Here is a 15,194-nt window from a genome sequence, read left to right on the forward strand (position 1 = left end):
GCGGCTCCTTAATTTAAGTTACAGGCTTCTAGGCCTGATAAACGCATGCGCACTTCAAGCTCTGGTAATTTTCGTGGTGCTGCGCCTTCAAGCCCTTTGGCAAAGGCACGAATGTGCGCAGGCGTAGTGCCGCAGCAACCACCAACAATATTAATAAAGCCCGATTTACCCCAATCTATGATCTCTTTTGCCATGTCGTCTGCTTCTAAATCGTATTCTCCAAACTCATTGGGTAAGCCCGCGTTAGGGTGAACAGAGACAAAGGTTTCGCATACGCGTGATAGCTCTTCAACGTATTGGCGTAGTAAATCTGGCCCAAGAGCGCAATTTAAGCCAATTGAAAGCGGCTTAATATGGCGAATAGAGTTATAAAATGCTTCGGTGGTTTGCCCTGAAAGCGTGCGGCCTGAGGCGTCGGTGATAGTGCCTGATATCATCACTGGTAATGTACGCCCTGCTTGTTCAAACGCTTCTTCTACTGCGAATGAGGCGGCTTTTGCATTAAGCGTGTCGAATATTGTTTCGATTAAAATAATATCTACACCGCCTTCCATAAGTGCAAGGGTCGACTCCACATACGCAGTCACTAACTTATCAAAGGTGATATTACGATAGCCCGGGTCGTTTACATCCGGCGATAACGAACAGGTTTTAGATGTTGGCCCTAAAACACCCGCTACATAGCGCGGTTTTTCTGGGGTTTTAGCGCTAAATTCATCACATACAGCACGGGCTAACTTAGCTGACTCTAAATTAACTTCACGGCTTATACTCGCCATGTCGTAATCTTCCATCGAAATGGTGGTCGAGTTAAAGGTGTTAGTTTCGATAATATCAGCACCGGCGGCTAAAAAACTGCGGTGTATATCAGTAATAATTTCAGGCTTGGTTAGGCTTAATAAATCGTTATTACCTTTAATAAGCACGTGCCAATCTTTAAAACGTTCACCACGGTAGTCTTGCTCTTCAAGCTTATGCGCTTGGATCATGGTTCCCATTGCACCATCTAAAATTAAAATGCGCTGTTTGAGCGCAGCGCTCAGCTGTTCATGCTTATTGTTTTGAGGATTATTCGGCATAGTTGTTAGTCCTTACGTCTTGGCTAACTAAGTTAATATCATAGGGTGTGGTTTGGTAAACGTAATAATTTAACCAGTTTGAAAACAGTAAAAACGCGTGGCTTTGCCATGTTTTAGACGGTTGTTTGCTGGCATCGTCATCAGGAAAATAGTTTTCAGGCTTTGGCGCATCGGGACTTTTTTGTAAATCGCGATCATATTCCGCTTTTAAACTGTCGGCATCATATTCGGGGTGGCCGGTAATAAACACTTGGCTGCCCGATTTATTTTTAAGTAAATACGCCCCTACTCGTTCAGAGCCTGCTAATACCACCAGCTCTTCACAGGCGTTTATTTTATTAATATCTATGTGGCCATAGCGTGAGTGGGGTACTAAAAAGGTATCGTCAAAGCCGCGGGTAAGTGCACCATGGGCAAAGTAGCATTGATGGGTAAACACCCCGCAGAGTTTGTTGTCTTTTAAATCGCGCTTTAAATTATAACGGTGGTATAAGGCCGCGTGTGCAGCCCAGCACGAAAACAATGTTGAAGTTACATGTTGCTCGGCCCAATCAATAATTACTTTGAGCTCTTCCCAATACGCTACTTCTTCATACTCTAAATGTGCGAGCGGTGCACCGGTAATTAACAGTGCATCGTAGTTGTTGTTTTTTACTTCTGAGAAATAACGATAAAAAGTATCTAAGTGTTGCTCTGAGTTGCTACTACTGCGGTGCGTATCAAGGCGCAATAGCTCAACATTTACTTGCAGCGGAGAGTTAGCCAACAAGCGAATAAACTGTACTTCGGTTTCTACTTTATTAGGCATCAGATTAAGAATAGCCAAACGCATAGGGCGTATTTCTTGGGTTTTTGCACGCGTTTTTGGCATTACAAACACGTTTTCATGACGTAAACGTGCAATAGCTGGCAATTCGTCTTCTACTGTAATTGGCATTCTTAAAGCTCCTGCTCATAAAAACCGAGAGTTAATACGCTCTCATTATGAACAGAATGCCAAAAATATCAACCTCTAGATGTATAGATGTCTAAATGAAATTTATTCACGCGGTTTGTATAAATTGAATATGTACTTTAAAACAGTGCCATTCGTTGACTGTTTCACCTGTGAGCCACTACAATACAGCATTGAAATTTTTATTATTATTTGAAGGCTTCTTCCATGGTTTTACCTGATAAGTTTATATTCTCGATGAGTCGAGTATCTAAGGTTGTGCCACCAAAACGCACTATCTTAAAAGATATTTCGTTGCATTTTTTCCCAGGCGCAAAAATTGGTGTGCTAGGTTTAAATGGTTCTGGTAAATCATCACTACTTCGCATTATGGCGGGTGTTGATGAAGAGTTTGAAGGTGAAGCTCGCCCTCAACCAGGCACTAAAATTGGTTACTTACCGCAAGAGCCTGTTTTAGACGAAAGCAAAACAGTTCGTGAAATTGTTGAAGAAGCTGTAGGTGAAGTAAAACATGCCCTTAACCGCCTTGACGAAGTGTATAACGAATACGCAATGGAAGGTGCTGACTTTGACGCACTGGCTAAAGAGCAAGGTGAATTAGAAGCGGTTATTCAAGCGCACGATGGTCATAATATCGATAACGTATTAGAGCGTGCTGCCGATGCACTTCGTTTACCTGAGTGGGATGCTAAAATTGAGCACCTATCGGGTGGTGAGCGCCGTCGTGTTGCTATTTGTCGTTTGTTACTTGAAAAACCAGACATGCTGATTCTCGATGAACCAACTAACCACTTAGATGCTGAGTCGGTTGCCTGGTTAGAGCGCTTCTTACATGACTACGAAGGCACTGTTGTGGCAGTAACGCATGACCGTTACTTCCTTGATAATGTAGCAGGTTGGATTTTAGAGCTTGACCGTGGTGAAGGTATTCCGTGGGAAGGTAACTACTCGTCTTGGCTTGAGCAAAAAGATGCCCGCTTACAACAAGAGCAAAAATCTGAAAAAGCACGTCAAAAATCAATTGCACAAGAACTTGAGTGGGTGCGTTCAAACCCTAAAGGTCGTCAAGCTAAGTCAAAAGCACGTATGGCGCAGTTTAGCGAGCTACAACAGTCTGATTACCAAAAACGTAACGAAACCAACGAATTGTTTATTCCACCTGGCCCACGTTTAGGTGACCAAGTATTAGAAGTAAACAACTTACGTAAAAGCTTTGGCGACCGCGTTTTAATTGATGATTTAAGCTTTAGCATGCCTAAGGGCGCTATTGTGGGTATTATTGGTGCCAATGGTGCAGGTAAATCAACGCTATTTAAAATGTTAAGCGGTGAAGAGCAGCCAGATAGCGGTAATATCAGCATTGGTGAAACAGTAGAACTGGCAACTGTTGATCAGTTCCGTGGCAACATGGACGAAAGCAAAACGGTATTCCAAGAAATCTCTGACGGCCAAGATGTACTAAAAATTGGTAACTTTGAGTTCCCAAGCCGTGCTTACGTTAGCCGTTTTAACTTTAAAGGTAACGATCAGCAAAAGTTTGTTAAAGACTTATCTGGCGGTGAGCGCAACCGTTTACACCTAGCTAAGCTGTTAAAAGCAGGCGGCAACGTGGTGCTTCTGGATGAGCCAACCAATGACTTGGACGTTGAAACATTACGTGCTCTTGAGAATGCTATTTTAGAATTCCCAGGTTGTGTAATGTGTATCTCGCATGACCGTTGGTTCCTTGACCGTATTGCTACACACATTTTAGATTACCGCGACGAAGGCCAAATTAACTTCTTTGATGGTAACTACACTGAATACGAAGAGTGGCTTAAAAAGACTCTTGGCGCAGAAGCTGCACAGCCTAAGCGCATAAAGTATAAAAAAATTGGCTAACAGCCACAGTGAATAAGTTAAAAGCCCTGCATTTAATGCGGGGCTTTTTTATGCGAGCTATTTTTATCTTTAAGCAAATTGGCGTGTTGGGCATTACCAGCTATGCTTATTATAAATAACAGCTTTATAAGATTATTATGCAAAACCGTCGGCAATTTTCTCGTATTATGTTCTCTACTGCTGCGCAATTAGTTATGGCTAGCAGCCAGTATGAATGCACTCTATTAGATATCTCTTTACATGGTGCGCTTATTACTAAAAGCGATGCATTTACTGGGAACAAAAATGACGAAGCAGTACTACGTTTTACTTTGCCACAAAGCGATATTGAAATAAAAATGCCGGTGGTTATTCGTCACATAGAAGAAAATCATATTGGTCTTAAATGCCATAGTATTGATATAGACAGTATCACGCATTTAAAACGTTTAGTTGAGCTAAACCTTGCTGATGAAACATTATTACACCGCGAGCTTGAAACGCTTATTCACCAAACATAAATAGACGCACTGCGTGAAGTTGATTACCATAACCAAAAATAATTAAACGACGCAGATATGAGTTTAAACCCCAATCTACCTTTAGTTTATCATCCTAACTACTCGTTTAGTTTTGATCCCAAGCATCGCTTTGTAATGAGTAAGTTTGCTCAGCTACACCAGCATGTTAAAACCCTTGGACTTGCTGGCAGTAATATCACAGAACCACCACATGGTAGTGTAGAAGAGCTAGAAATAGTACATTGTGAAAACTACATTCACGATTTATGGCATAACCGCCTAGATGAAAGAGCCATGCGCCGTATTGGCCTGCCTTGGTCACAAGCACTAATGAACCGCACATTTACCGCCCCGCTAGGAACACTGCAAACCGCGCGTTTAGCACTTGAAAATGGGCTTGCGTGCCATTTAGCGGGCGGCACTCACCATGCCCACAGTGATTTTGGATCGGGTTTTTGTATGGTTAACGATTTAGCCTTTACCGCACAAACGTTAATTCAAAACCGGGAAGTTACCAACGTACTGATTTTTGATTTAGATGTTCACCAAGGCGATGGCACCGCAGCTATGCTGGCTCATCAACCTTATGCGTTTACCTGTTCAATACACTGTGAAAAAAACTTCCCGTTTAGAAAGTCCCCTAGCGATTTAGATATTGGTTTAACCAATAATATGCAAGATGCTGAATACTTAGGTATTGTTGACGATACGCTGCAATTTTTATTAAACGAGCTTAACCCGGATCTTGTTTTATACGATGCTGGCGTTGATATTTGGCAAGAGGATGGCTTAGGCAAACTGGATATTAGTTGGCAAGGGATAGAAAAGCGCGATCACTTAGTGCTTAAACGCTGCCTTGCAAATAATACCCCTGTTGCCACTGTGATTGGTGGAGGCTATGACAGAGATCATCAGCGCCTAGCAAAGCGCCATGGCATTGTTATAGAGCAAGCGGCTAGTTTTTAATTATATTTTTAACTGACTTGGCGTAATGCCGGTCCAACGCTTAAATGCACGGCGAAAGTTAGGAATATCATAAAATGCAAGCCGATCAGCCACTCGTTCATTACCTTGCTGGCACACCCCCAGTAAATGCAGAGCTTTAAGTTTATTTTGTTCATCTTGTAATTGCGAATAGCTAACACCATGTTGTTTTAACTTACGTTTAAACGTAGCAGAGCTCATGGCAAAATGCTCAGCACTGTTAGCAAGGCTGTTGTTTTTATCACGGTAAATGCGCTGGCACACAGCCACAACAAAAGACTGTGATACATTCTTATGTAACTCACTTTGCGCTATGCACTGCTGCCACCTAAGCTGACTAGCCTCTGGGTTTGTGCACTTAAGTAGTTGTTTATTAAAGTGCCAACGGGTATAGGGTTGTTCAAACCGTATTCGTAAGCCTAAGTGCTGCTCATATTCTTGAATATGCCGAGGGCGTTTACAAGTAAAGTCAAAATAACAATGTGGATACACATTACATACTCGTTTTAGTAAGCTCATTAACGCAGCGCTGTATATTTCAAAACAATAATTTTTTAATGACTCGTCCATACCGATACTCGGTTGCAAGTACAGATATAAATCGTCTTTAAATATATGCCTACGGGTAAATAATAAAGGGGCAATAACGGTACTAATTTGTTGTAATTGCTTCAAAGCCATACCTAAACTGGGGCTTAAACGCACACTTTGCACTGCTGGGCTAACGTCATTAACCAATTGATGACCCAGTAAAAAGCCACTATCATTACTCTTCATTAAGGCTTTAAACTGGCTAATTAAAGCCAATAATTGCGATAAACTAAAGCGCTGTGATAGATCATATAAATCTTGCTCAAAAATACCCGTACCACGCAGCAATTTATGCAGCGGGATCCCTCGTCCTTGAGCAAGCTCCACCAGCGCAGTGATAATTCCCTCCGCGCTGAGGTATTTATCATCTAGACTAATATACTGCTGCACCTACAAGCGCCTTTTCTTGTTGTAATTGTTGATGTAACAGGCTGGTTTGCTGCACTGGATCTTGCGCTAAATCCATTGCCATGGTGGCGGTTAAAATATGCTGAAACTGTGCGCCTTTGCTTTTTGCGACTTTAAACGCACAATGGTTAAGCGCCGCTTTCATTTGCGCTAGTAATTCTTTGGCTTGGCTTTGGCTGGTATTCGGCATAAGCACAATAAAGCAATCTCCGGCATAGCGACAAAGCACATCATTTAACCGGCAATTCATTACTAATAAATCACTAATTTCTCTTAGTAACCTATCACCTTCACTAAAACCAAACTGCGCATTAAACTTTGCAAAATCACGAATATCAATAACACCTAAAGTGCCGCCTTGCTGCTCTGTTTGTTGTTGCTGCATGAGTGAATGTAAGTAGTTAACTCGGTATAACCCTGTTACCGGACAGACCTTTTCATGTTCGCGAAGATGCGCTTCACGACGACGCAATTGACGATTTAAAACAAATTGCTCTTGATGCCAATAATAAAGCCCTGCGCTGGTAAGCGACATACCAAACGGCGCTGGTAGTGACTCAAACCAGGTGAGCCATAATTGTGAAGGTTGTTTTAACCACTCATCAAGTAAATCGAGTGTGGCTGAGAACATAAACAAACCTAAACCTAATACTAATAAGGTAGTTACTTTGCCTGGCGGACGTGAAAAAAGTAACGCAACTATCCAGCTGAGGGTCATCAACACAATACCGCCCTCACCAACAATATCGAGCCACGCAATGTCTTGCCATTGCTTAAGTTCGCCAAAGTAAGCGCATATTGCTACAGCAATAACTAATAATAAAATGATGGTATTAGTTAATTTTGCATGGCTGGTAAATGGGTTATATCGCATTGTTTAAGTCTTCTAAGGTTTACACTATTACGTATGCTAGCGCGGTACTGATTTATTAGGCAGAGTCATTTTGGCTCATTGATATGACATTGAGATTAAAGTTTTTAGGTATTTAACCTAGTAATAACCATTTTTAGTGCGCTGGAACCGTGTTTAAACAGCTCAACTGTCTGTTTGAAAAGTACTAAGTTGGCCTTTTATCAGGAATTAACTGTAAAACTGTCACATTAGCGTCATTAACTTTTTTTAGTTTGCTCACCAAACCAAGGACAACCGGAGCAAATCAATGAAACAATTTAAGTTAAATGCTGTTGTGGCAGCATTAGCACTGAGCCAATTTAGTGTTAGCGTGAATGCAGAGGAACAAACATCGCCAAGGGAACCTGAAGTAAAGGTTTCTGAAGAGCTTGTGGTCTATGGCGAGATTGGTTATCGCAACCGCTCGCAAGAACTAGCACCGACGCTTGAATATTCACAAGAATACTTTCAACGCTTTGAGCCACTTACCGCCGGTGATGCACTAAAGCGTGTTCCTAGTGTGACTTTTTTATCTGACGTACTTGAATCAGACGGCGCACGTATGCGCGGCTTAAGCCCTGCTTACACAAAAGTACTTATTAATGGCGAAGAAGTTCCGGGCGCCGGTGCTGACCGTTCATTTTTTGTGGACCGTATTCCAGCAGAATTAATTGAGCGTGTAGAAATTATTCGTTCATCTAGTGCCAACCGCTCTGCCGATGCTATAGCAGGCACACTTAATATTGTACTACGCGATGGCTATAGCTTAGACGGCGGTTATATTCGCGCTGGTGGCTTACGTTACGATGACGGCGAACTAAAAGAAAGCTTTGCGGGCGTTTACGGTACTGAGTTTGCAGGTGGCCGTTTACTAGTAGGTGCCAATTTACAAGGTCGTTATAACCCAAAACAAAAATCAAGCAGACGTTATGGCGATAGCCCTGAAAATAACCCGAATTACGCTACAGACGATTTTGATAACCGTGAAGATCAATCTGATACTCGTGATGGCGATGACACCTCTTTAAATGCCAGCTTTGAAAAGGTGTTTGATAACGGTGGCAAGTTTGATATTAGCGCCATGTGGGTTGATACCGACCGTACCGAAGACGAACGCTCTTTTGAATACGACGACGCATCTGCAACCTCAGGCTCTGTCGTTGAGGGTGGTAATTTAATCTCAGATAACGCAAACGTTTCGTTTATTGATCAAACCAACTACAACATTAATTCTGGCTATGAGTTACCACTACTGGGCGGTACCAGCAAATTTAAGTTAGGTTATGCCAGCTTTGAAGAGTCTGTTTACGAACAAGAAGTTGAGCTTGATACCTCAGAGCTCCCAATGGTGTTTGAAGAAGCAGAAGAAACCGTTGATATCGATGATAAAGAATGGTCATTACAATGGCAGCACAGCTTACTGGTAGGTGACTCGAAAGAAGTTCAGTTTGGTGCGTTTGTGCAAGGAAAAGAGCGCGATACCGCCATTTTTGTCGCTGAAGATGAAAGTGAGCAAACACTGACTGGATGGGCTCAATTTAGCGAGACGCCAATGTCATTAGCACAATTTAACAACGAATTTGAACCAGTAGACGGCGGTGTTAATAAACTTGAAGAAGACCGTTTTGACTTGTTTGCGCTAATCAAGCATGAAGCGGATGTGTTCTCGTGGGAGATGGGTGTGCGCTGGGAGTCAACTGACTCAAGCATTACCGATACAAATGAAGGCGTTACTGCCGAAAATGATTATGACTTTTTCTTACCGTCGGCTCACTTTCGTTACAGCGTCAGTGATAACGGACGAGTCAGCGCCTCTGTTGCTCGCAGCTTACGTCGCCCTGACTTTGACTACATGACACCCGCCCTACTTGAAGAAGAGCTCGCTGATAATGACTTTTTAGGCAACCCAAGCCTTAAACCAGAATCATCTTGGGGTATCGATTTAGGTTACGAATACCGTTTAGGTAAAAGTGGCGTTGTAGGTGTAAACGTATTTTACCGTGACGTTAGCGACCTTATTGAAATTGCCAGTACCGGTGTTGAAGGCTCAGAAGGTGAAGGCACATTTGTACTGCAACCACAAAATACCGGCGATGGTACGGTTCAAGGTATTGAGTTTGATTTATCAACCCCACTTAGCGCCTTGAACATGCCTAATACAGGTATCTTCTTAAATTACTCTTGGCTCGACAGTGAAGTTGAAGACAGCTTTGGTAAGCGTAAATTTAACGACCAGTCTGATTATGTTTATAACGTTGGCTTTATCCAAGATTTACCAACACTACGCGCATCATTTGGGGCAACGTACCGTAATCAAGGTGATGCATACGGACGCTTTGTGGGTGAAGAAGTAACAACTTCTTACGGTGCTGATTTAGAGCTTTTCATTGAAAAGCGCTGGGATGACATCACTCTACGCCTTGTAGGTTCAAACTTACTGGATGCCAGCAAAGACGAAGTTTTCAATAAGTTTGACTCGCTTGATGATCAAAACAATCGTGACTTTGATGAGTACGAGCTTGAATCGGAAGAAGCAGGCCCTGTGATTCAAGTAATGCTGCGTTACGCATTCTAATCACACGTATTGTCATTTTAAGCACGTAATGGCAAAGCATCGCGTGCTTTTTTGGAGTTAAAACATGTTTAAATTGTCTTTCATAATGGCCGCGATACTGTGCTCATCAGCGCTTAGTGCTGGCGAGCCCATTATTTATAAAGATGCGCTATACCAGCAACAAAAAATAGCCAAGTTAACTACGTTGCCTAATAGCCTTAACTTTATGGTTATTGGTGATTGGGGACACAACGGCCACTTTTATCAAAAAGAAGTGGCTCATCAGCTAGAAATTGCTATGTACCAAACCGATGCCGATTTTATTGTCTCGACCGGCGATAACTTTTACCCAAATGGCGTGGCAAGTGTGAACGATCCTCTTTGGCAATCAGCCTTTGAGAACATATACCATGGCCCGCACACATTTGAAGATTGGTATGTTGTTTTAGGTAATCACGATTACTTGGGTAATGCCCAAGCACAAATTGACTACACCGAAAAAAGTCAACGTTGGCAGTTACCTGCAAGGTACTACAGTAAAACATTTGCGCTTGAAAACAACGAGCAAGTGTTAATGGTGTTTTTAGATACCAACCCAATTCAGCCTGAATATAAAGACCGTGATAAATACCGTTCAACCCAAGGACAAGACTATAAAACCCAACTTACTTGGCTTGAAACCCAACTTGCTGGCAGTAACGCAAAATGGAAAATTGTGGTAGGCCATCACCCGCTTTATTCAAGTGGTAAACGCTTTGGCCGCAACCAAGGGCTTCGCGACATTTTAGAACCTATTTTGGAGCGTCATAACGTGCACGCTTATATCGCAGGGCACGAGCACGACTTGCAATACAACCAACCAAAAAATAGCAAGGTGGCTCACTTTGTCTCTGGTGGTGGCAGCGAAGCGCGGTTTGTAAAACAACGTGAATTTACCCGCTACGCAGAAGCAACACCGGGCTTTTTAAGTGTATCTATCAATGGCGAAACTCTCAGTGCAAGCGCGATTAATCACCTTGGTGAAGTACGTTTTAACACTGAAAAGCACCTAGAGAAGTAAAGGATAAAATAATGAACTTTAAACTAAATACAATTTCAGCGGTACTATCAAGTGCTGTGCTTGTAACTGCGCTTAGCGGTTGTACAAGTAATGACGATACGCAAAACACGACAGAAATAGCAAAGCCGGCTGTTGAGGCTAAGTTATTTGGCCCACAACAAAACATGCAAGGCTCACAAGCAGCAGCGCTAGGTAATAATCAATGGCTAATGGCGAGCGAAAGCCAGGGCTTATTACTTGCCGATAACGAGAAAAGCAATGTGCTGTTAGCCGGTAACTTTGAGTCAATTTCACTAAAACAATTATCAGCGCAGCAATTTATATTAGCCAGTCTTGATAAGAGCCAAGACAACGTAGCCATTTTTAAGCTGATAAAGAATGGCCAAACTTGGCAGCTAAATGAACTCACTCGTATTAGTCCGCCTCAAGCCCAGCCAGATGCTGTGTGTTTATTTAAAAACACCAATACCGAGACTGTATCAGCGTTTGTGCCGGATGTTCGCGGCTTGATCAGCGAAACGGTTATATATGATTTAGCCACTAACCAAGCTAAAAATATCGCAGTACGTGAATTTCCTGCGGTCACTGAGGCTTCAGGTTGTGCAGTAAATGACGACACAAAAACCCTGTATGTGGGTGAGGCAGAGCTCGGAGTGTGGGCCATTAATGCTGATGCAGAATCAGATGCCAATAAGCAACCTGTGGCTTTAGTACAGCCATACGGCGAATTAAAAACTGAAATCGGAGCTTTATCAGTATCACAAGACGGTACTTTATGGCTCAGCGCCACTGATGGTAATGTGGTTTATGCTTACCAAGCTCAAACAGACACGCTTAGCCAATGGTCACTGTCAGGTGAGTACACTATTGAGTCTGTTGCAGCAAGCTTTATTAATGACAATCAAGCGCAGCTAGTTTTGATTGATGATGAAACCGGCGCTTACATTCAAGCAAACGTTAACTACGCAGCGCAAACTTCTGTCTCAAATAGCAAAGTTGCTATGACTCACCTTCATGCCAGCGCACAAACCACACCGGTTGCAGCGTTTGGTGATGCAGCAGATGATCCGGCTATTTGGATAAATGAGCAAGATGCTAAAAACAGCTTAATTTTAGGCACAGATAAACGCCGTGGTTTGATGGTTTATGACCTTGCTGGCAACAAAGTACAGTCGCTTAATGTTGGCCGTTTAAATAACGTTGATGTGCGCCAACATCAAGGTATAAACAACGAAACCCATACGTGGATCACTGCCAGCAACCGTACGCTTAATAGCATTAGCGTATTTACTGTTGATGGCGATAACAAACTAAACCATGTAACAGAGGTCGCGACTAACCTACCTGAGATTTACGGTATGTGTATGTATTCGTCTGATTCTGGCCATTACGTATTTGTTAATGATAAATCAGGTTTATTTCAACAATACAAATTAACTGGTAATGCTAATTCCGTAACAGGTGAATTGGTCAGAGAATTTACCCTACCTAGTCAGCCAGAAGGCTGTAGTGCTGATGATAAACTAGGCCAATTATTTGCAGGCGAAGAAGATGCAGGAATTTGGTATATAGGTGCAGAGCCTACCGCTGGTAACAAAGCAGTAAAGCTACAAAGTGTTAATAAGCAACTGGTGGCAGATGTAGAAGGTATGGAAATTTATCATGCTAATGATGCTCGCTATTTAGTGGTATCAAGCCAAGGCGATAATAGCTATGTGCTTTACAACATATCAGATGATAAACAGCCTAATCTAAGCTTTGCAGGTAAGTTTAATGTAATTGCAAACCTAGATAAAGGCATTGATGGCGTAGGTGAAACGGATGGCTTAACCGTTACAGCAACGGCTTTACCAGGTTATCCTGAAGGCATGCTTATAGTGCAAGACGGCTATAACCGCATGCCATTACAACCACAAAACTTTAAGATTATTGACTGGCGCGAAGTGAAAAAAGCAATTAGATAATAGCTAGCTCTAAATATACTGATACACACTAAAACTTAAGTGTGTATCACGTTTAAGCCTTACTAAAATTTAACTAAAGATAATTTTTTATAAATGTATACTACACTTTATATCTATAAATTAATTGAGGTTATTATGCGGCTACCTTATTTCGCATCTTTATTTATCAGCATTGTATTTTGTACCAGCTCGCTTGCTAATGCCGAAGAACCACCAGAACTTCCGCCATTAAACCCCAAATATGAAGCAGAGCATGCCATGGTATTGGTTAATAAAGGTTCAAGTGTATACGCCATTAACATTCCAAGCTTTGAGCTTCCTTATGATATGCATGTTATGTACAAGGTAGATGTATCTGATATTCCATTTTTAGATTTAGTACGTGATGCTGAGTTAGTTACCGTAAAATCAAAGCCGTTTAATATTCAACGCTTAATGCGAGGCGAAGAAGTCGCGATTACCGCAGATGTGTATCTTGGAGATTTTAGACAAGGAGGTAGCTTAGTTTACAGTGATAAATTAATAGAGCTTAGCGAGCAGTTATTTACTCGTGAGCTAACTGATTTAAGTCCAGCCTCGAAATGGCAACAGTACGACATGGTTACGCTAAAAAATAACGAGCGCATTTACATTCACCAAATAACTCAGCCACCAAGCTATCATCATATTATGTTTGTTGATTTAAGTGGTGCCTGTTTACAAAAGTTTCGTACCTCAACTGAAGTGCCCTCTGCTGGTGAGCTCAATTATAAGTTTATAAATTGTGGCACATTGAAACCGATGTTTTATGATGCTGAAAGCTTAAGTAAATAAGCTTTATTTGAAAACGTGTTCAGCAATCAATTCAAGCCCAGCTTGCATCGCCAAAGTTGATTGCCCAGCAAATCCTAAACGTACATAACTGTGTTGCTTAGGTATTAAGCTACGTTCTGAGTCTTTAAAGTAAAATTCAGGCTCAACCTGTACATACACACCTTTACTTTGCAGTACTTGCTTTAATTGGTCCACCGGTTTATTTAAATTAACCCACATCGCCATGCCACCGTCGGGTTTTATATATTCAATTGGATAGCCTGATAATTGCAGCTGCGTTAGATAATCACCCATCGCTTCATAGCGCTGCTTATAGAGCTTTGTCATACGCTTTAAATGGCGTTCAAAACCACCTTCTTTCATCCAGTGTGCGACAGCTAATTGCATAATCACATCATTTTTATGGTTCATTAGCTGCTTCCATGCGGTTAATTGTGCGATTACCCCAGGCGCTGCACAGATATAGCCAATCCTTGCTGCTGAAAACATAATTTTTGAAAACGTTGATAGATATATCACAATGCCTGCGGGGTCATCGGCAGCCATGGGTTGCAAAGGCTGGCAACGGTAGTGAAATTCATGGTCGTAGTCATCTTCAATAATCATCACATTATGGGCATAACACAGCTGATAAATTTGTAAGCGCCGGGTGGGTGATAAGGTCACAGTCGTTGGGTATTGATGCAGTGGCGTTAAATACAGAAGTTTAATGGGATAGCGTTCAAGCTGAGTTTTAAAATCATCAACACACAACCCTTCATCATCTTGTTTTATATCTATAAGCTGCGCGCCACATGCTGCAAATGCTTTACGAGCAGGCGGGTAACCTAAGGTTTCGGTTGCAACATAATCGCCTTTATTAATAAAGGCTTTTGATACTAAAAAAAGCGCTTCTTGAGAGCCATTACACATAAGAATATCGGCTGTTTTTAGGTTTCGTGCTTTGTATAAATAATGACTAATTTGCGATTTTAAATTAGGCTCCCCAGCCACACTACCATAATGAAATTGGCTGGTATCTAAATGATTAAACACATGACTTACAGAGCGTTTAAATTCTTTATAGGGAAAGCGTGTTAAATCGGGTAAGCCTCCAGCAAAGTTATAAGCATAGTGATTTAAGTCCATTGTAGGTTCTGACACCGTAAGCGTGGTAGCAAACCGATACGGCTTAGGATCCAATGCTTGAGACTGGGCAGTGTTTATACTGTTTTGAATAGGCAATGTATTGGTAACGCTGTAGCCTGATCGTTCATAGGATTCCAACCATCCTTCTGCGACAAGAAGTTGTAGGGCATTCATTATTGTATGGCGGTTTAATCCGTACGCTTGTGCCATATCGCGTGCAGAGCAGAGTTTGCTGCCAGCGAGAATGTCCCCTTTTATAATCGACTCCCTAAGTGCATCTGCTATTTGCAGGTATTTAGCTTTACTCTGGCTAGTGAGCTTTATATTAAGTGGCTGCATAAACACTTTCCAAACTGGTATAGGTAAAAATTAAATTTTGGTTGTT

At 41.9% G+C, this 15,194-nt stretch carries 12 protein-coding genes; 7 read left to right on the plus strand and 5 right to left on the minus strand.

Translation table 11 applies throughout. The features are described from left to right. Positions 1 to 8: 8 nt before the first annotated feature. Together CWB76_RS03905 and CWB76_RS03910 are read right to left on the minus strand one after the other, a co-directional pair. On the minus strand, positions 9 to 1,079 hold the full coding sequence (locus CWB76_RS03905; RefSeq protein ID WP_138605592.1) for a homocysteine S-methyltransferase family protein: 1,071 nt from the start codon (positions 1,077 to 1,079) through the stop codon (positions 9 to 11). After that, complete coding sequence (locus CWB76_RS03910; protein WP_138605594.1) at positions 1,069 to 2,016, minus strand: homoserine O-succinyltransferase; 948 nt, start codon at positions 2,014 to 2,016, stop codon at positions 1,069 to 1,071. The genes CWB76_RS03905 and CWB76_RS03910 overlap by 11 nt, the downstream gene beginning before the upstream one ends. A 225-nt stretch (positions 2,017 to 2,241) precedes the next feature. Here CWB76_RS03910 and ettA point away from each other — a divergent pair, with 225 nt between their 5' ends. The 3 genes from ettA to CWB76_RS03925 all read left to right on the plus strand — a co-directional run bounded on the left by ettA (position 2,242) and on the right by CWB76_RS03925 (position 5,381). Continuing rightward, on the plus strand, positions 2,242 to 3,915 hold the full coding sequence (ettA, locus tag CWB76_RS03915; protein WP_008111928.1) for an energy-dependent translational throttle protein EttA: 1,674 nt from the start codon (positions 2,242 to 2,244) through the stop codon (positions 3,913 to 3,915). A gap of 137 nt (positions 3,916 to 4,052) precedes the next feature. Then, positions 4,053 to 4,415, plus strand: coding sequence for a PilZ domain-containing protein (locus CWB76_RS03920; RefSeq protein WP_008111924.1), 363 nt, complete (start codon positions 4,053 to 4,055; stop codon positions 4,413 to 4,415). Positions 4,416 to 4,472: 57 nt separating this feature from the next. Further along, positions 4,473 to 5,381 carry a histone deacetylase family protein gene (locus CWB76_RS03925; RefSeq protein ID WP_138605596.1) on the plus strand — a complete coding sequence of 303 codons (909 nt, stop codon included), beginning with the start codon at positions 4,473 to 4,475 and terminating at the stop codon, positions 5,379 to 5,381. Here the strand turns inward: CWB76_RS03925 and CWB76_RS03930 are convergent, their stop codons facing one another. Continuing rightward, positions 5,382 to 6,380 (minus strand): AraC family transcriptional regulator, encoded by a 999-nt coding sequence (locus CWB76_RS03930; protein ID WP_138605598.1) that lies wholly within the window; start codon positions 6,378 to 6,380, stop codon positions 5,382 to 5,384. After that, a complete protein-coding gene (locus CWB76_RS03935) occupies positions 6,364 to 7,272 on the minus strand; it encodes a GGDEF domain-containing protein (protein ID WP_138605600.1) in 909 nt (302 codons plus the stop codon). Before CWB76_RS03935 ends, CWB76_RS03930 begins: the two co-directional genes overlap by 17 nt. Positions 7,273 to 7,558: 286 nt before the next feature. On the opposite strand from CWB76_RS03935, the gene CWB76_RS03940 reads away from it, so the two are divergent. The 4 genes from CWB76_RS03940 to CWB76_RS03955 all read left to right on the plus strand — a co-directional run bounded on the left by CWB76_RS03940 (position 7,559) and on the right by CWB76_RS03955 (position 13,681). Further along, the gene (locus CWB76_RS03940; protein WP_138605601.1) at positions 7,559 to 9,865 is read left to right on the plus strand and encodes a TonB-dependent receptor plug domain-containing protein; all 2,307 of its coding nucleotides are present in this window, start codon (positions 7,559 to 7,561) and stop codon (positions 9,863 to 9,865) included. Positions 9,866 to 9,929: 64 nt separating this feature from the next. Further along, entirely contained in the window at positions 9,930 to 10,904 is a 975-nt protein-coding gene (locus CWB76_RS03945; RefSeq protein WP_138605603.1) for a metallophosphoesterase, read from the plus strand. 11 nt (positions 10,905 to 10,915) lie between these two features. After that, positions 10,916 to 12,868: a phytase gene (locus tag CWB76_RS03950; protein WP_138605605.1), complete on the plus strand. Its 1,953-nt coding sequence runs from the start codon at positions 10,916 to 10,918 to the stop codon at positions 12,866 to 12,868. 135 nt (positions 12,869 to 13,003) lie between these two features. After that, positions 13,004 to 13,681, plus strand: coding sequence for a hypothetical protein (locus CWB76_RS03955; RefSeq protein ID WP_138605607.1), 678 nt, complete (start codon positions 13,004 to 13,006; stop codon positions 13,679 to 13,681). Positions 13,682 to 13,684: 3 nt separating this feature from the next. On the opposite strand, the gene pdxR is transcribed toward CWB76_RS03955, so the two are convergent. After that, positions 13,685 to 15,148 (minus strand): MocR-like pyridoxine biosynthesis transcription factor PdxR, encoded by a 1,464-nt coding sequence (gene pdxR, locus CWB76_RS03960; RefSeq protein WP_138605609.1) that lies wholly within the window; start codon positions 15,146 to 15,148, stop codon positions 13,685 to 13,687. Between the last annotated feature and the right edge of the window lie 46 nt (positions 15,149 to 15,194).

Source organism: Pseudoalteromonas sp. S1609, assembly GCF_005887255.1.
Lineage (GTDB): Bacteria > Pseudomonadota > Gammaproteobacteria > Enterobacterales > Alteromonadaceae > Pseudoalteromonas.